Source organism: Priestia sp. YIM B13552 (assembly GCF_042787775.1).
In the GTDB taxonomy this organism is placed as follows: Bacteria; Bacillota; Bacilli; order Bacillales; family Bacillaceae_H; genus Priestia; species Priestia megaterium_E.
Map to the genome: position 1 here is coordinate 1,070,980 of NZ_JBHZOU010000002.1, position 17,927 is coordinate 1,088,906.

At 37.9% G+C, this 17,927-nt stretch carries 18 protein-coding genes; 4 read left to right on the plus strand and 14 right to left on the minus strand.

What is annotated here, in order from left to right:
• Positions 1 to 5 precede the first annotated feature (5 nt).
• Positions 6 to 320: a hypothetical protein gene (locus ACFX40_RS11560; RefSeq protein ID WP_098965594.1), complete on the plus strand. Its 315-nt coding sequence runs from the start codon at positions 6 to 8 to the stop codon at positions 318 to 320.
• A gap of 26 nt (positions 321 to 346) precedes the next feature.
• On the opposite strand, the gene ACFX40_RS11565 is transcribed toward ACFX40_RS11560, so the two are convergent.
• From ACFX40_RS11565 to sppA, 8 genes are all read right to left on the minus strand, one after another.
• The gene (locus ACFX40_RS11565) at positions 347 to 1,192 is read right to left on the minus strand and encodes an EcsC family protein (protein WP_240717346.1); all 846 of its coding nucleotides are present in this window, start codon (positions 1,190 to 1,192) and stop codon (positions 347 to 349) included.
• Positions 1,193 to 1,420: 228 nt separating this feature from the next.
• On the minus strand, positions 1,421 to 2,611 hold the full coding sequence (locus ACFX40_RS11570) for an acetate kinase (RefSeq protein ID WP_013059468.1): 1,191 nt from the start codon (positions 2,609 to 2,611) through the stop codon (positions 1,421 to 1,423).
• Positions 2,612 to 2,807: 196 nt separating this feature from the next.
• Positions 2,808 to 3,800 (minus strand): class I SAM-dependent methyltransferase, encoded by a 993-nt coding sequence (locus ACFX40_RS11575; protein WP_098965592.1) that lies wholly within the window; start codon positions 3,798 to 3,800, stop codon positions 2,808 to 2,810.
• A gap of 147 nt (positions 3,801 to 3,947) precedes the next feature.
• Complete coding sequence (gene tpx / locus ACFX40_RS11580; RefSeq protein WP_013059470.1) at positions 3,948 to 4,442, minus strand: thiol peroxidase; 495 nt, start codon at positions 4,440 to 4,442, stop codon at positions 3,948 to 3,950.
• Between the two features lie 176 nt (positions 4,443 to 4,618).
• Positions 4,619 to 5,086, minus strand: a complete 468-nt coding sequence (gene ytfJ / locus ACFX40_RS11585) for a GerW family sporulation protein (RefSeq protein ID WP_028410512.1) — start codon at positions 5,084 to 5,086, stop codon at positions 4,619 to 4,621.
• A gap of 13 nt (positions 5,087 to 5,099) precedes the next feature.
• Positions 5,100 to 5,798, minus strand: a complete 699-nt coding sequence (locus ACFX40_RS11590; protein ID WP_013059472.1) for a DUF2953 domain-containing protein — start codon at positions 5,796 to 5,798, stop codon at positions 5,100 to 5,102.
• Positions 5,799 to 6,033: 235 nt separating this feature from the next.
• Positions 6,034 to 6,537: an RDD family protein gene (locus ACFX40_RS11595; RefSeq protein ID WP_013059473.1), complete on the minus strand. Its 504-nt coding sequence runs from the start codon at positions 6,535 to 6,537 to the stop codon at positions 6,034 to 6,036.
• Positions 6,538 to 6,547: 10 nt separating this feature from the next.
• A complete protein-coding gene (gene sppA / locus ACFX40_RS11600; protein WP_013059474.1) occupies positions 6,548 to 7,558 on the minus strand; it encodes a signal peptide peptidase SppA in 1,011 nt (336 codons plus the stop codon).
• Between the two features lie 149 nt (positions 7,559 to 7,707).
• Here sppA and ACFX40_RS11605 point away from each other — a divergent pair, with 149 nt between their 5' ends.
• A complete protein-coding gene (locus ACFX40_RS11605) occupies positions 7,708 to 8,508 on the plus strand; it encodes an NAD kinase (RefSeq protein WP_028410511.1) in 801 nt (266 codons plus the stop codon).
• Between the two features lie 26 nt (positions 8,509 to 8,534).
• On the opposite strand, the gene ACFX40_RS11610 is transcribed toward ACFX40_RS11605, so the two are convergent.
• The 4 genes from ACFX40_RS11610 to ACFX40_RS11625 form a co-directional block, all read right to left on the minus strand.
• Positions 8,535 to 10,124 (minus strand): amidohydrolase, encoded by a 1,590-nt coding sequence (locus ACFX40_RS11610; RefSeq protein ID WP_377254961.1) that lies wholly within the window; start codon positions 10,122 to 10,124, stop codon positions 8,535 to 8,537.
• Between the two features lie 123 nt (positions 10,125 to 10,247).
• The gene (locus ACFX40_RS11615) at positions 10,248 to 10,436 is read right to left on the minus strand and encodes an alpha/beta-type small acid-soluble spore protein (RefSeq protein ID WP_013059477.1); all 189 of its coding nucleotides are present in this window, start codon (positions 10,434 to 10,436) and stop codon (positions 10,248 to 10,250) included.
• 88 nt (positions 10,437 to 10,524) lie between these two features.
• A complete protein-coding gene (gene thiI, locus ACFX40_RS11620) occupies positions 10,525 to 11,736 on the minus strand; it encodes a tRNA uracil 4-sulfurtransferase ThiI (protein ID WP_014458016.1) in 1,212 nt (403 codons plus the stop codon).
• 6 nt (positions 11,737 to 11,742) lie between these two features.
• On the minus strand, positions 11,743 to 12,885 hold the full coding sequence (locus tag ACFX40_RS11625; RefSeq protein WP_253351905.1) for a cysteine desulfurase family protein: 1,143 nt from the start codon (positions 12,883 to 12,885) through the stop codon (positions 11,743 to 11,745).
• A gap of 222 nt (positions 12,886 to 13,107) precedes the next feature.
• On the opposite strand from ACFX40_RS11625, the gene brnQ reads away from it, so the two are divergent.
• Positions 13,108 to 14,463, plus strand: a complete 1,356-nt coding sequence (gene brnQ / locus ACFX40_RS11630; protein ID WP_028410508.1) for a branched-chain amino acid transport system II carrier protein — start codon at positions 13,108 to 13,110, stop codon at positions 14,461 to 14,463.
• A 30-nt stretch (positions 14,464 to 14,493) separates the two neighbouring features.
• On the opposite strand, the gene ezrA is transcribed toward brnQ, so the two are convergent.
• Positions 14,494 to 16,185: a septation ring formation regulator EzrA gene (gene ezrA / locus ACFX40_RS11635; RefSeq protein WP_013059480.1), complete on the minus strand. Its 1,692-nt coding sequence runs from the start codon at positions 16,183 to 16,185 to the stop codon at positions 14,494 to 14,496.
• A 213-nt stretch (positions 16,186 to 16,398) separates the two neighbouring features.
• On the opposite strand from ezrA, the gene hisJ reads away from it, so the two are divergent.
• Positions 16,399 to 17,193 (plus strand): histidinol-phosphatase HisJ, encoded by a 795-nt coding sequence (hisJ, locus tag ACFX40_RS11640; protein ID WP_377254965.1) that lies wholly within the window; start codon positions 16,399 to 16,401, stop codon positions 17,191 to 17,193.
• Here hisJ and refZ read toward each other — a convergent pair.
• Entirely contained in the window at positions 17,185 to 17,832 is a 648-nt protein-coding gene (refZ, locus tag ACFX40_RS11645; protein WP_013059482.1) for a forespore capture DNA-binding protein RefZ, read from the minus strand. The two genes, hisJ and refZ, sit on opposite strands and share 9 nt — an antisense overlap.
• Between the last annotated feature and the right edge of the window lie 95 nt (positions 17,833 to 17,927).

Sequence of the window (17,927 nt, forward strand, 5' to 3'; positions counted from 1 at the left end):
AAAAAATGGAGCGCTTTTTTACTTATGACAACAGACTCGGTATAAAAATTCCTGCTCTTGAAAGAGAATGGACATTCTATTCTGAAAAAGTTCAGCAGGATATTCTCCTAACATGGGAATCCATTCGGGGGCAGATTCCAGACAAAATTCAATCTTTAGAAACGAGTATTAATCAAAAACAAGCGGCGTTAGAAGATGAGACTAATTTTATCCGCTCCTGTGAATTAAATAGCGAGATAGGAGAGCTTGCTTCTATTATTAATGATTTGTGGATTTGGTATCGAACAAATGAGGAAATATCAAAAAATGTTCACGGATAGACAAAAAAAACGAGTCTCATGAAAAATTAATGAGACTCGTTTTTCTTATCCAGCAAATAGCGGTATTGATAAAAGCGCTTTGCATAATCTGTCACTTGCTTGGCCATTCGGTAATTCATACCTCCGCCAACCATCATACTCACCACTGGCAAACGATTGTAAACTTTTCTTTTTGCAGCCAATATAGCTAGCGTTTTCCCGATTTGCACAACGATTTTTTGCAGCCACGTTTTATCTACAATTTGATCAACACCTTCATAAAAATACGGGTCAAATTCTTGGCTTAACTCACTCTTTAATTGATGCCACCCCTCAGCCTGAAGGTGTCTAGGTAGCGTTGCTGCATGGAAAACTTTTAGCGTTAGCATCAGCTCTGAAGGAGTCTGGATATGATAGCCATAGCTCATTGCTGCCTGTTGCACCGCTTGAATATTCATGCATAAAACAGCAGGTATATCAATACCGACCAGCAGCGATTGTCCGGTTCCTGAAAGTGCTCCTTGACTCAGCGCATACAATCGAAGCTTGGCCATTTGCTGTTCGCATATATAAGAAAGCTGATCTACTTGAAGGGAATTCATTTCTGACAGATCTGTGATATCCTCTTTGAATACACGAGCAGTTTCAATAATTCGTTTTGTCGCTTGAGTTTGCATTTCCGTACCTTGAATTAATGCAGTTAACTGAAAGAGTCCCTCATCAATTTTATGTAAATAGGTCTCGCGAACAGAAGTTGGAATTAAGTTAAGCCCTTTTTCTAACCACTCTTCGTATAATAACTCCATCTCAGTTGCTTCTACACTCTGTAAGCTCTCTTCCCATTTATAGATTTCTTCTAAAAGCTGTTCTTCGCGATTCGTTAGTATCATCATGTCACCCTTTCAAGAAATAAGTAGTTTTATTTTTATTATAACAAATAATACATCCGTTACATTTTGCTTCCTATATTATTTCTTTCTTCTATACGTTGTAAACCTTCTTTTAACCGTCAGCTACTGACGCTATATAAAAAAGCTGATTTCCTAACAAGGAAATCAGCTTTTCGTTAGTTTGCCTGACAATTTATGAGAATTCATGCATTGAAGAGGCACTTTATGAACTTAAATATTCGCTAAACGAGTAACGTCACGTGCAATCATAACTTCTTCGTCCGTAGGAATAACCATAACTTTAACTGGAGAATGAGGGTAGCTAATAAATGCTTCTTCTCCTTGTACACTATTTAAAGCTGGATCCCAATAAACGCCCATGAACTCTAAACCGCGAAGAACGCGAGCACGTACAACATCACTGTTTTCTCCAATACCTGCTGTGAAGATGATTGCATCTACACCAGACATACGAGCAGCATAAGAACCGATATATTTATGAATACGGCTAGCAAATACTTCAAGTGCTGTTTCAGCGCGTTCATTGCCTTCAGCGCTTGCTTTGATTAGATCGCGTAGGTCACTAGAAATACCAGATACACCTAAAAGACCACTTTCTTTATTTAATACATTTAATACTTCGTCAGCAGTTTTTCCTGTTTTCTCCATAATAAATGGAATTAATGCAGGGTCAATGTTACCTGAACGAGTTCCCATTGCTACACCAGCTAATGGTGTGAAGCCCATTGATGTATCAATTGACTTGCCGCCTTCAATTGCAGCGATACTTGCACCGTTACCTAAGTGACAAGAAATTAAGCGCAATTGTTCGATTGGACGGCCAAGAAGCTCAGCTGCACGCTCAGAAACATATTTATGAGATGTGCCGTGGAAACCGTATTTACGAACGCCATACTTTTCATAGTACTCGTACGGTAAGCTGTACAAGAATGATTTTTCTGGCATTGTTTGATGGAATGCTGTATCGAAGACTGCTACAGCTGGAACATTTGGAAGAATATCTTGGAACGCTTTAATTCCCACAATGTTTGCTGGGTTGTGAAGCGGTGCTAAATCAGATAAAGCTTCAATTTCCGCTAGTGTTTCATCTGTGATTAAAACAGAATCAGCAAATTTCTCTCCGCCGTGTACTACACGGTGACCTACACCAGTGATTTCATCGTATGATTGAATGATGTTTTGAGAAAGTAACTTTTCAACTAAAATTTTAACTGCAACAGCATGGTCAGGGATTTCTGTAATATCCGTTTGTTTTTCACCATTTACCGAGATCGTGAAAACAGCGTTATCTAAACCAATTCGTTCTACTAAACCTTTTGTTAATACCGTCTCACTTGGCATTTCAAATAATTGAAACTTAAGTGAAGAACTGCCGGCGTTGATTGCCATGATTTTTGACATAAAAAAACAGCTCCTTCTTTATTATACGTGCATCATAAACATAACGAACAGAACATAAAAGTGTAATCTCTACAATATTCTATGCATTTCGACACGATTTCTATCCTTATTCATTTAATCATTCACGACAATAGATTTCAAGAGCTATACATCATGAAAACGCTACCGATAAATATTCATTATTTTCGAAAAAGACTTACTTTTTATTCACTCGGAACCATTGGTCCATTTGAGCCATAATATCACTCATTGCTTCTCGATTGCTGAACTTCGGCAAATTCACAAGCAGCGCGTTTTCAGGTGCTGTTACTCCTTCTCCCTGTTTTTGAAGAACCATAATACTTTTAGCAGCCTGCTCTTGTTTGAACATTGAAAGCGGCAGCTGAATAATCCCTTGCACGATTGCTTCCTCTTTTAAGAGCGGCTGTAATAAATGAGACTGTTCAGATTCAAACAAGTTATTTGGAATAAGAGCCACTACGTATCCTCCGTCTTTTACATGGCGCAAGCTTTGTTCAATAAATAAGTGATGAGCATAAGTGTGACCTTCTTCAGCTCTTACCTTATACTCTTTTGCCCCTTCGTCGTTTGGATAATAACCAACCGGCAGGTCACAGACAACTAAATCCACAGGATCAATAAAAAGCGGCTGTAAGCTGTCTTGATTGAATAATTGAACGCCGTGCTTCTGTAAATTTGCATTTACATATGTTAATTGAAGTAATAAATCATCCACGTCTACACCGTATACGTGTTCAATTGACGCAGCGTGTGTGTTTAAAATGGTTGTTAATAAATTCCCTGCTCCTACTGCGGGATCTAAAAGCGTATATTTATCTTTTCCTGCCATGAACTTTCCAACTAGGTAGCTGACAAATAGTCCTACAGCATCAGGCGTCATTTGATGGTTAGGCTGAACTGCTTCTTTCATGCCTTTTAAAATAGCTAGCTGATACGCTTTTCGAATCGTTTCTTTTTCAAAATGATCAAGTGTGATTGAATCGTATTCTTTTTTTAAACGTTTTTTAGTTACCTCATCTAGCTCTTCTTGTAAAATAGTTCCTTGAAACAAATTTTCTCCCGTTTCAGCTACTGCTTCTAAATATACGCAGTTTAGTTCTTTTCTTAAAATAATAGCTGTTTGATCAATTACACCAAATAGCTTTTCCATACTAGCTAACTGACTCATATTCTGCCTCCTGTGTAATGAAATAATATCTATATAAATGAGTAAACGTCCTATTTGGAACATCATATTTTATCATAAAAACTTCTTAAAACACAAAGAAGGCGAAAAACATTGTTTTCCGCCTTCTGCCGAACGCCACTGACAATCTTACTTAGCTGTTTTAGCTGCTTCGATTGCTGCTTCGTAGTTCGGATGCTCAGTTACTTCTGGTAAGTACTCAACATACGTTACGTTGTCATTTGAGTCTACTACAAAGATTGAACGAGCTAATAAGCGTAATTCTTGAATAGCTACACCATATGCTTCTCCGAATGATAAGTCGCGGTGGTCAGATAAAGTTTGAACATTATCAATGCCATTAGCACCACACCAGCGCTTTTGAGCAAACGGTAAATCTACGCTTACTGTTAATACTTTTACGTTATCTAATTTAGCTGCTTCTTCGTTGAAGCGACGAGTTTGCGCATCACAAACTCCAGTATCAATAGAAGGAACTACACTAATTAGGCGAACAGAACCCTTTGTGCTGTCAAGCGTTACTTCTGATAAATCATTTGCTAAAACCGTAAAGTTTGGCGCCTTGTCTCCAACCTTTACTTGATTTCCTAATAATGTTACATCGTTACCTTTAAATTTAGTCACGAATAATTCCTCCTTTAAATAAGTATGTACACTGTTCATATTAGCTTGTCTGTCTCTATATTGCAATTAAATGACATACAAAACATGGAGCTGTATCCTAAAAAATAAGCGCAAAAAAAAAGACTTCGCCTGCTTCTTTTACCGTTTAAAGAAGCAAGCAAAGCTTTATATTATTTCTACAAATTAAAATCATTTGAACTGTCATGATGCTGACTTTGTTGATTGTGCTGATCCTGCTGATGATTGTTGCGCTTGAACATTTGCTGCACGCGTTCAATCGCTTGAGGTGCTGTATCTAGAATCTTTTCATATAAATGTGTACTTTCGTTAAGGTGAAGCATTTTAATTCCGCTTCCACTCACAATTAAAAAGGCGATTGGCGTAATCGATACACCGCCACCGCTACCTCCGCCAAACGGATGAGCTGATTCTTGCTGGTGCTGTCCTGGAGAAGATGGTGCATGTCCTTCTACTCCAAACTCGCTTCCGCCCGCTGCAAAACCAAAACCGACTTTTGAGACAGTTAAAATAACACTGCCATCAGGTGTTTCTACAGGATCACCAATGATTGTATTGACATCAATCATTTCCTTTAAATTTTCCATAGCTGTCGACATTAAACTTTTAATTGGATGTTCTGCCATTAAGATAACCTCCTTATGTTTTCACAGAGTGTGTCTTGTTCTTATTTGACGACTTCCATCTTTTGCGACGCTTTTTGGACGTATGCCGCCAATATCTCAAGGTCCGTAAACCTACTAGAATAGCTTGACCAACTCGAAAAGAAATTATGCACTCAAATACCGTTTCTGACCAAAGATGTTGAAATACAGGAGTAACGCTCATGACAGGCATATCTTTTAATTTCATATAACGGCTGATTATACCAACTATGCCCCCCTTTGCAGACCATACAGCGCCGGTAAGTACGCCTGTTAACGCAGCATCACCTAAACCGAAACGGCTGTGCCATCTAATATCACTTACCGTCACTTTCTGTAAGAAACGACGAAAAATTTTATGAAAACCGACTACCTGTTCAAGGAATTGCTTCGCATTTTCTAACATGCTTAGCCCGTCTTCTACAGAATAATCACTCCATGAATTCTCGTCTTCTTTTCCTTGATCACCCATTCCTTTCTTCTTTTCAACAAGCAAACGAGGAGAATCTTTTTTCACTTTCACTACCGGAATTTCATATGTATAGCGAATAAGACCAAACCAAGCCCTGAGTCTCACTCTGTAATAATCGTTATCTCGGACATGGTGAAGATCTACAAATAGCGTGATTTTTGTCCATACAATAAGTACAATAACAATTAAAAGTGCTAGCAATATCCATAAAAGCCATAGCACATCCTTCACTCCTTCTTAGCTTCACATTATCTCCAAAACACAGAATATTAAACCTTATGGAAACAATAAAAAGAGGTGGAGACATAACGAAATGAATCCAATCAACTTCTAGAAGAATCTAAACAAATGAAACCTGCGTTTACCATAACAAAAAAAAAGAACCACTAATCAAAAGTCTTGATCAGTGGTTCGTTATTCACTTCGTCTAAAATCCTTTTGTTCCAGCCTCTTTTTATTATCTGCTGATTGTACCTTCATGTATAACAGTTGTATCTGCGTAGTAATCATGAGCTCCTTGCTTCTTAGGTAAAAACGCAACTAATAAATAGCCAAGCAAAAAAACCGTTTTAGAAATATAACGTCCAACTCCTTCACGAAACAGCACAACAGGCCAAGTTAAAGTGGAGTCTTTCAGCGATACTACTTTAAGCCCAAACACCATTTTTCCAAGCGTTTGGCCAAAATACTTGGTCATTAAAACAAAATAACCATAAAAGATAATAACCGTTACAATCGTATAGGGAGAAAAAAATCCATCTCCTCGAGAAATACCTGCTAAATGGAAAATGGGCTTGATCAGCAGAGAGTTCAAGCTAGCTACCACGGCTAGATCTAAAAGGTATGCCCAAAAGCGCATCCAAAATCCTGCATAATGGAATTCACTACCTATTGGAGTACTTACCGCTGGCTCATGTTTTATATTGTCGTTTGATTCGGTTGAATGAGACTGATTTTCCATGTTCCCACCTCTATTCTGCATATAAATACATCAGGCGCGGAGAGCTTGGCTGCGCAAATGTTTTTAACATTGCAGTGACTTGTTCATCTCCACCTATTACTTTTTGCATGCTCATTGAAAGCCAAGAAGGCAGTCCGAATCCTTGATTGTATTGAATTACTTGTGCACCTTTTAACTTATAATCTTTCTCCATTCCTGTTACCGCATCTTCAAAATACCCTAGTTGATCGACCAGCTTCAGCTCTTTAGCCTGACGTCCATCGTACACTCGTCCATCTGCGATAGAACGCACTTTTTCTTTAGACAAGTGACGTCCCTCAGAGATAACATTGACGAAACCATCGTACGAGTTGTCTACAAGTGTTTGCATAATTTCTTTTTCTTCTCCGGTCATTTCTCTTGTTGGAGACATAATATCTTTATGAGCCCCACTTTTAATCACGACAGATTCTACTCCTAGTTTATCAGCCAGCTTGCCGTAGTTAACGCTTTGCATAATTACCCCTAGTGAACCTGTTAAAGTATCCGGGATTGCATAGATTTTATTAGCAGCTGTTGAAATGTAATAGCCTCCTGAAGCAGCCATTGATCCCATTGAAATATACACTGGCTTTTTCGTTTCTTTCTTCAGCTCTTCAATTTTTTTATGTATTTCAGCACTTTCAACGACGCCGCCGCCCGGTGAATTCACCTTAATAATGACTCCTTTAACTGCCTTATCATTTTTTGCAGCCTCTAGCTGCTTTAAAAATGCTTGATGGTTATAACCATTTTGGGACATAAGCGGAGAGGAACCGCTTCCTGTATCTTGAATCGTTCCATTGACCTCTAGCACTGCAATTTTCTTAGCTGCATTCCCTTTTTCGATAACTGTTTCTGATAGTTCACTGTCGTCTCCTCCAAAGATGCCTGCCAGACCGTCATCTTTTTCTTCTTTGACTGAAAAACCAATATTAACAATCGCAGAAAAAATGAATAAGCAGGCCGCAATTAAAAGAGCAATCCACCTTTTTTTGTTCATGAAAATCCTCCTTTTTAGGTGTCAGAATTAAAAGATTATTCTTTTAATTCTTAAAGCAATAATGCTATAATTATTGTAACAAACTTTTTTTAAAAAGTTTACTTTATCGCTAATATTTTACATATCAGACAAACAAGGGGGAACTATCTATGCCAAATCGTCGCAACGTTTATTTCTTTCATCCAAAAAACCAGGAAACAAAGGCGCTTGTAAGTCCACTTATTGAACTTGCAAAACAATATGACTTTCAAGTAGTAGATCATTTCGACAGCGCTAACATCATTGTAAGTATTGGCGGTGACGGCGCTTTCTTACAGGCTGTCCGTCAATCTGGCTTTCGAGATGACTGCTTATATGCTGGTGTCACAACTTCAGATCAACTAAGTTTTTACTGCGATTTTCATATCGATGAAACGGATAAAATGATTGAAGCTATTACGACAGAAAATATAGAAGTACGTCGATTTCCCGTTTTACAAACTCAAATTGATCAAGGAACTTCTTTTTATTGCTTAAATGAATGTTCGATTCGATCAGGTGTGATAAAAACACTCAGTCTAGATGTTTTTATTAATGAAAATCACTTTGAAACATTCCGTGGGGATGGGATGATTATTTCAACACCAACAGGCAGTACGGCTTATACTAAATCGGTAAGTGGAGCCGTAGTTGATCCGTTAATTCCTTGTATGCAAGTCAGCGAATTGGCATCGTTAAATAATAATAACTATCGTACATTAGGATCTTCATTCATCCTAAGCGCTGAGCATACGCTCACTTTAAAGCTATCCAATGACAACAACCACAGTCCAATTATTGGAATAGATAACGAAGCATTAAATGCACGCCAAGTTGATCAAGTTCAAATTCGTTTAAGCGACCGTCAAATTAAAACGGTTAAACTGAAAGATAACTCTTTCTGGCAACGAGTTAAGCGTACATTTCTATAATAAAAAGCGCCCAAGGGCGCTTTTTATTATAGATATACAATTTCTCCATTAATAGCAGTCATCTGCACCTGTACCGATGGGATATCATCTACATGTATCTTAAACAGATCTCTTTCTAATACGGTAAAATCAGCTACATAGCCTTTTTGAACATATCCTTTTTTGTCCTCTTGATGAATGGCCTGCGCGCTTCCTAAAGTAAACAGCTGAACAGCTTCAAATACTGTAAGTCGCTCAGACGGTATGTAAACGACCGAGCTATTTGGAGAAGTTTTTCTAGAAACTGCTGCATGAATTGTTAACATGGGATTGATAGGTTCAATAGGCGCATCCGATCCGCCTGCACACATAACGCCCTCGTCCAATAACGTTTTCCACGCATAGCAATAGTCCAAATGCTCTTCTCCAATTTTTTCAATGACCCATGGAAAATCACTGGCTAAAAACCGAGGCTGAATATCCAATACAACCGGGAGCTTTTTTACACGCTCAACTAAATCTTTTCGTAGAATTTGCGCATGAATAATACGATCTCTTTGCCCTGTTTGAGGAGGATATTGTTCGATGCTTTCTACTACATATTGAAACGCTAAATCACCAATCGCATGAATTGCAACCGTCATGCCCAATTCTCTTGCTTTTCTCACTAGCTGTTTTAATTCATCTAGTGATTGAATAGCTATACCTCTTGTAGATGGGTCGCTTTTGTATGGAAAGCTTAAAAGAGCAGATTGACTGCCGAGAGAACCATCAGCAAAAATTTTCATTGGCCCTATTTCAATAAAAGCGGATGTGTCTTTCTTTTTTTCAAGGTATGTATACATATCATCTACTGCTTCATGATGAACAAGTAAATGAGCACGAAACAGCTGCTTTTCTTTATGAATAACGTCTTGAAATGCTTGATATGCACGCAAAAAGCCTCCATAATAATTTAAATCTTCCGTATGTCCACCCGTCAATCCGTGCTGAACACAATCTTTAATGGCTACTGAAAGAGCTTGTCGAATGTATGCTTCTGATACTTGAGGAATATGACCCGTTACTAATTCTTGCGCTTGATCAGCCAAAAAACCAGTAGGATTTCCTGCTTCATCCCTCTGGATAATACCTCCTTCCGGGTCACGTGTTTCAGCTGTAATCCCGGCTATTTTAAGAGCAGTCCCGTTTACTACTAATCCGTGACGACAGACTCGCTTCAACATAATCGGATGTTCAGTTGAAAGTTGATCAAGATCTTGATACTGAATCAAAGAGGAATCTTCCCACTGATTTTCATCCCACCCTTCTCCAATTACCCATTCTCCTTTTGGTGTACTCTCTACTTTTTGTCGAACGCGCATCAGCACGTCTTCCCTAGAAGTAGCTTGAGACAAATCAAGCCTAAGTAGCTTTTCACCGTGACCAATTAAATGAAGATGGCTATCTACAAAGCCCGGATACATTGGATATCCTTTGAGGTGTACTTCTTTGTTAATCTCAGCACCCCATTTGATTCTTAGATCTTTTTCTGCGCCTATATCTTTAATGAATCCTTTTTCTACATATACGCTTTCTACATGTTCACCCTCTTTTAGCATCGTATATATTTTGCCGCCGTAAAATAAAGTCCCCATCGCCAACATCTCCTTTACTTTATAAAGCTTGATCTTGTCTCTATTATACGTGACAAAACAAACAAGACAAAAGAGTGAGGTTTCCCCCACTCTTTTTAGCCATCATTATTTAATTAATATGACTTATTTACCACCAAGTTGTTGCTCAGCCATTTGAACTAAGCGTTTAGTGATTTCTCCACCAACAGATCCGTTAGCGCGAGCTGTTGCTTCTGGTCCAAGATTTACACCGAATTCAGAAGCGATTTCGTATTTCATTTGGTCGATAGCAGCTGCTGAACCAGGAGCTACTAATTTGTTTGTGTTTGCCATGTGTTTTCACCTCCTTGTTGAATATAGATTGTGTCAAAACACATGGCATCATACATTATTTTTTTGGTAATTTTATGAAATTTAACTTTTAAAACAAATCTTCTACGCTGTCTGCGGTATTTGTAGCCGAAGAAGCTGTCATCTCAAGCGTTTCTACATTATTTACCGCTTCTTGAATTAATGTTTCAAAATCATAAAATTGTTCGTATCGATTTATTTTTTCACGCTTTGGCTTCGTTTTTGGTGAGCTTGGCGTAAAGATTGTACAGCAGTCTTCATACGGTCGATTCGAAATTTCATGTGTATCAATTTTGCGGGCAATTTCAACAATCTCTGTTTTGTCCATTGTTACAAGCGGACGCAAAATTGGCGTATTAGTCACTTCATTAATCGCATACATGCTCTCAACCGTTTGACTAGCTACTTGTCCTAAGCTGTCGCCAGTTACGATAGCTAATGATTCATTTTTTTCACGAATAAGGTCCGTAATTCGAAGCATCATACGACGTGTAGAGGTCATGGTATAATTCTCTGGAATTTGCTTTTGAATCGCTTGCTGTACAGCTGTAAACGGTACAATGTGAAGCTTTACTTTTTCGTGATAAGCCGTTAATTTTTGCGTTAAATCGATGACTTTTTGCTTAGAACGTTCACTTGTAAAAGGCGGACTGTAAAAATGAACCGCCTCTATTTCTAAACCGCGCTTCATAGCTAAGTATCCTGCAACCGGGCTGTCAATTCCTCCAGAAAGCATCAGCATCGCTTTTCCACTCGTACCAACTGGAAGACCTCCTGCTCCGCGATAATCAAAACATGTAATATACGTTGCTTCACTTCTCACTTCTACTCGTACATTTACGCTTGGTTCTTTTACGTTTACCTGTAGATGCTCTGTATTTCGTAGAATATGACTTCCTACTGCATAATTTAATTCGTTTGTATCAAGAGGAAATTGTTTATACGCTCTTCGAGTAGATACTTTGAATGTTTTTCCTTCTATATCAAATTCTTTCATTGCTTCTAACGCTGCTTCTTGAATCGCTTCAAGCTCATTTTCAACTTTTAATGCTAAACTAAAGCTTTGAATACCAAAGATTTGCTGAAGACGTTCGATGATAGGCTCGTGATTTTCACCGTTTAAGTGAATATACATGCGGTCTCTTGTGTATTTTACGTGAATATTTTGGAATGCACTAAGAGCCGTTACAATATTTTTTCTTAGCTGAGCAACAAATTTTTTTCTATTTTGTCCTTTGGTTGAGATTTCTCCGTACCGAATTAAAATATGGTTATATATCATAATCTTTTACCTCATTACTTTCTTTAGATCTTCAATTACTGTGAAAATAGCATTTACAATGGGCGTTACTTCATTATAATCATTTAATCCTGACAAGCTCAATCGAATGGACTGATCGGCTTCTTCGTAATTTTTACCGATAGCTAAAAGCGTTTTGCTTGGCTTTTTTCGCTTTGATGAGCAAGCAGATGTAGTGGATACAAACACTCCTTTTTCTTCAAGAGCGTGAACAAAAACCTCACCTTTAATACCTTGTGCTGTAAAATTTATAATATGAGGTGCCGAATGCTCATTCGGCGTATTCATCGTGATTCTTTCGTGAGCAGAAAGTTTGTCCATCAGTTCTGCTTTTATTTTCCGCATTTTTTGCTGATTTTGAGCAGCATGTTCAAGTGTTAAACGAAGTGCTTTAGCAAATGCTACGATTCCCGGCACATTTTCCGTGCCTGATCGATGCTGCATTTCCTGAGAGCCTCCGCTAAGCAACGAATGAAGCTGAACTCCATTTCGTTTATATAAAATTCCCGTCCCTTTTAAGCCGTGAATTTTGTGTCCTGATAATGTGCATAAATCAATTTTATGATCCGCTAAAGAAAGCGGAACTTTTCCAATCCCCTGCACATCATCGACATGAAAAAGCACCTTCGAATAGTTCGTCAGCATCTGTCCAATTTCTTCAATTGGCTGAATGGTGCCAATTTCATTATTTACATGCATAACAGATACTAAAATGGTTTCATCCGTAATAGCTGATTCAATAGCCGCAGGTGATACAAATCCACTGGAATCTACCGGAACATACGTAACGTTAAATCCTAGGGCTTCTAACTGCTTGAATGGTTCATGAACAGAATCATGTTCAATATTTGTCGTAATGATATGCTGACCTCGGCTTTTATATTGCATCGCTACGCCTTTAATAGCCAAATTATTCCCTTCCGTTCCTCCAGATGTAAAAATAATTTCATTTGACGTTACATGCAGCAATTCTGCTACTTGCTCACGCGAACGGCTCAACAAATTCTCCGCCTGTACGCCAAATTGATGGAGGGAGGATGGATTGCCATAATAAGTTGTAGCTACTTTAGTAAAAGATTGTATGACTTCATTATAGGGTTTTGTTGTAGCGCTATTATCTAAATAAATCAAGGATGCGCGCTCCCTTCTTCATTTTTTCGGAACAACGTATTATCATAACATACCTTGATACTTTTTTAAATTGAACGTTACTTATATTATTGATAAACTATTTAGATTTTTTCAAAAAAACCTATATATGATTTCATAAATATGATAGTATGTATCACGTACTTTTAGTTTTTAAAAAGTCAGAAAATTTAATTATCATCATAAGATACACTAGGAGGCATTATGAAAACCAAAGCACTTACTAATAAAGAAATATTTGCCATCGGCCTTATGCTGTTCGCTCTCTTTTTTGGAGCAGGAAATATGATTTTTCCTCCTTTACTCGGACAGCAAGCAGGAACACACACTTGGAGCTCCATCATTGGTTTTCTCATTACAGGTGTAGGACTTCCGCTTATGGGTATAATTGCTGTTTCTAAAAGTAACGGAAACTTTACCGAAGTAGCTAAAAAAGTTCACCCTATTTTCGGAATTTCATTTACTATATTGCTTTACTTAGCAATCGGTCCTTTTTTTGGTATACCAAGAACAGATACGGTAGCGTTTGAAATCGGCGTAACACCATTTTTATCAGAAAATGCGGCTGCAAGCAAGATTCCTTTACTTGTCTATACCGTTATTTTCTTTGGCCTAACACTTTATTTATCATTGAATCCAACTAAAATTGTTGATCGCATAGGAAAAATCCTAACTCCTTTGCTGCTGGCAGTATTAGCTCTTTTAGCTATCAAAAGTTTAATGACCCCTATGGGTTCTTTTCAAGAACCTCACGCCAAATATATAGCCTCTCCATTTACGGGTGGCTTTATTGATGGATATTTGACAATGGATACAATCGCAGCTCTCGTATTTGGCATCGTTGTTATCAACAGTATTAAGGAAAAAGGCGTCACAGACGAACGAACACTTGCTTCGATATGTATAAAAGCCGGATTGATTGCTGCTGCTGGGTTAGCTCTCGTTTATCTCTCTCTCGCTTACATCGGTGCTTCAAGCGTAGAAGCAATTGGTATGAAAGAAAATGGAGGAGCTATTTTAACAGCTGTAGCTACAACATTATTCGGTTCGTTTGGAACCATTATTTTAGGACTTGCTATTACATTTGCTTGTTTAACGACAGCCATCGGATTAACTTCTGCTTGCGCACGATTTTTCACGCAGCTGGTGCCGAGCATGTCATATAAAACATTTGTTGTCATTTTAATGCTGTTTAGTGCTGTTATTTCAAATGTAGGGCTTACTCAATTAATTTCTATTTCCATACCTATTTTGACCTTTGTATACCCTATTGCCATTACGCTAATTGCTTTATCGTTAATTGAAAGAGCCATTTCGTTTGGTCGAGAAGTATATGTGACAGCCGTAATCATTAGCTCGATTCTTAGCATTTTTGATGGGTTAAAAGCAGCAGGAATTATCCTAACAGGCATAGACGACTTTTTCAAAAACTATTTGCCGCTTTATAACCAAGGCCTTGGATGGCTCATTCCAACAGTCATTGCCGCCTTCATAGGCTATATTATTAGTATTGCAAGAGGTACACATCACACAGATCGTATACAAAGAAAAGCGTCATAAAAAAGCTCGTGTCCTTTGGACACGAGCTTTTTAACTCTGTGAAGATACAATACGCTGTATACGATCCAGCGCACCAGGATCTACTTGCTCAATAGCTGCAGATGCCTGTTTTAATGCTTCTTTGTATTCGTAATGACGAAATGCTTCTTCTGCTTCTTCTAAAGACTGTGCAATCGAATGATGAGTACTTCTATAACGGTTACCATATTGAATCACTCTTTCAACGAGTCGCGCTTCTTCTAACATTGCCTCTGTTTCATCAAATGTATCCTGAACAAAACCAACAGCATCTTCAAGTAAAGATTGAACAGCTTGAATATTAAGCGGTTTTTCTTTCAGCTTAGCGGTTACTTCATTTAAGATATGAACCGTTTTTTCAAGCTGCACTTTATATTCTTCAGGAACACCAGGAAGGTTGCTTTTTTGAATAAGGCGTCGTGCTTCAATCAACTGAGATTTCAGTTCTTCTATTTTGTCCTTAGCTGAGAGCTCATCTTTGCGAAGAGCTTGTAGCATATCGCTATAGGATTCCTGAGATTCTTTTAATTGGTTAAGCTGTTTGGAAACGTCTTCGAGTTCTTCTTGGATCACACTGTAGGCTAAATTGTGCTCCGCCACCTTGTCCGAAATATTATAGTACAAGTTAGTCAATCGTTTTAGTTCGCGGTCCATTTTATAATATACGTCTAAATCGCGCTCTTTAAAATGATAGCTTTGCTGTACAAATAGCGTTTCTTCACGAAGTTCACGGTTTCGTTCTTGAAGCATACGAAGGAAGTTAGATACCGTATGAGATTCACGGTTCATTTTATGATAGGAGAAAACCTCATGCTCAAGTGAGTCATATAATTGCTCTAAGCGTTCATTCACATCATCTAGTTTTGTAATCGCTTCTTCCACATATAATTCTTCAATATCTGCAATAATTTCAGCAGTTTCTTGTTTTAAAAGCTCTACCGTTTCTTCTACTTGCAGATGATCTAACACATATCCCTGCTCACTCATTTCTCGAAACCCGTCAAGCAGTTCATTGAACTGAACAGGAAGAGTGGTCTGACACTCAACTAACACTTTAGGAATTTGTTCTAAATACGAATCAATAGCTGTTAAATCAGTTTTTAATTGAAGAACAATCTCACGTGCTTGAAGATAGTTTCCGTTAATCGTCTCTTCTTCGTATTTTTTAAACTGCTCTTTAGATGTATTAATTGCGTATTCTAACGTTTTTTCAGCATTTCCATAGGAATACCGATGTGCGAGCAATTTTTTCTTCACATGGCGGTGAAGCTGATTTAATTCCTCAATATCATATCGATTATCTTGTTCGCTACCAATTAAATTTTGAAGTTCAGTAAGTATGTTTTCAATATCTATCTTGGTTTGTTCTAAGGCTTGATCAATATGTATAGACAACTGCTTCGCTTTTTTAAATCGGTATTTATCTGCTGCTTCTTCCGTTTCAAACAGTTCTTTATCAATTTTCGGGAGATTAGTTGATATAATTTCATCCCACTGCTCACGCCAACGTTCAAATAGCTCTTCAGTTTGACCTGTCATGTTCAATTCTTTTACTTTTGAAATTTCCTCTGCAACTGGCGTATTTGCTAATTCGACTTTGATCGTTTCCAGGCGATCAATTTCTTGATAAATCTTTTTACGTGAAAACATTCCGTACACAACTAATCCGATAATAAGTATGATTAGTGCTATAATGAATTCCATACTAAGCCCCCTTACAGTGCGTTCTACATGACAAGTTTCTTATTTATAAAAAGGGTGAATTTAATCCTTTAAATTTTTTTGCGTCAATGTTTTTATGATACCATGTAAAGTCCAACTTTTGAGCAAAAAATTAAATTTTTTTATACAAAATATTGGCATGGAGTCACTTTGTGTCGTTACAATGGAAAAAGAAGAAAAAAGGAGGCATTTTTTATGAAAGTTGACAAACATATTCATACTCCATTTTGCCCACACGGTTCACCTGATTCATTGCACCAATATGTTGAACAGGCGATTTCCCTGAACTTTGACGAGATTTCGTTTACAGAGCATGCTCCATTACCAAAAAGCTTCAGTGATCCGACACCTAATCGCGACAGCGGAATGGATCCTGACAAACTTGATCGCTACATTCAAAACGTACAGCAAGTTAAAAAAGAATTTGAGCGCGATATTCGCATTAATATCGGATTGGAAGTTGATTTTATTGAAGGATTTGAACACGAAACAACAGATTTCTTAAACGAGTATGGTCCTTATCTCGATGACAGCATCCTTTCTGTCCACTTCTTAAAACATGAAGAAGGATATGACTGCCTAGATTTTAGCTCTGACGTATTTGCACATATTGTACAGAAATTTGGCAGCGTAAGCAAAGTATATGATAAGTATTACAACACGGTATTACGCTCTGTACAGGCCAATTTAGGCGTTTATAAGCCTAAGCGCATTGGGCATATGACACTCGTACATAAATTTCAAACTCAATTTCCATATGAAGACACGCTTTCCCCTATTATTTTATCAATACTCGATGAAATAAAAATGAAAGATCTGGCTTTGGACTATAATGGTGCAGGGTTGTTTAAGCCTTTGTGCAAGGAAGCGTATCCAGCTCCCTTTGTCGTAAAAGCAGCCCAACAGAAAAAAATCCCTCTCGTATATGGGTCAGACGCCCACTGTGCGAAGGATTTAGGCCAAGGCTATGGAGAGCTCCATTTAGGATAATTGAACGCGCAGTTTGTTTGTCCGTTCATATGGCAAACATACCGTTGTGTGCACCCATTGCTCAAGCTCAATCGCATATTGCTGAACAAAATACGGTTCGTGGGGCAATATATGAAGAACTTCACTTAGGTACTGAGGATGAAGATAAGGCATAGATAGCATTCCCTTAAGCTCAATGATTGTAAAGGAAACGTGCAGCTTTCGAAACTCCTTTTCTTTCATCCCTCTTTCAAGGATTGTTTTTAAGTAGTATTTTTCCTTAGTTAAATACGTAGTCATAACTTCTCGAATTAAAATCGTGTCAAGAGAGATTTCTCTATATACAAGCCGGGCAATATGCCTGTTTTCGTGCTGGTAATGTAAGATAGCTCGAATCATCACGATCATACTTTCTGTTGAAGACAGCTTTTTCATTTCTTGGAATGCTTGCTCCAGTACCCCAATATAACCTTCAAAATAAGAAATCACTAAACTTTCAAGCAATCCTTCTTTGCTATGAAAATAATATGAAATATTCGCTACGTTCACTTTCGCTTTCCCTGCAATCTCGCGCACCGACGTACCATCAAAACCTTTTACGTTAAAAAGAGAAACAGCCGCATCAATAATTTTCTCTTTCGTTTTTGACTGTACAGCCATCTATCTACACCTCATTTCGATTTATTTTTACAAAACACATATGATTGCAAAATTGTGTAGAAATCGTTACAGTATTTAAAAAGGATTTTAGTAGC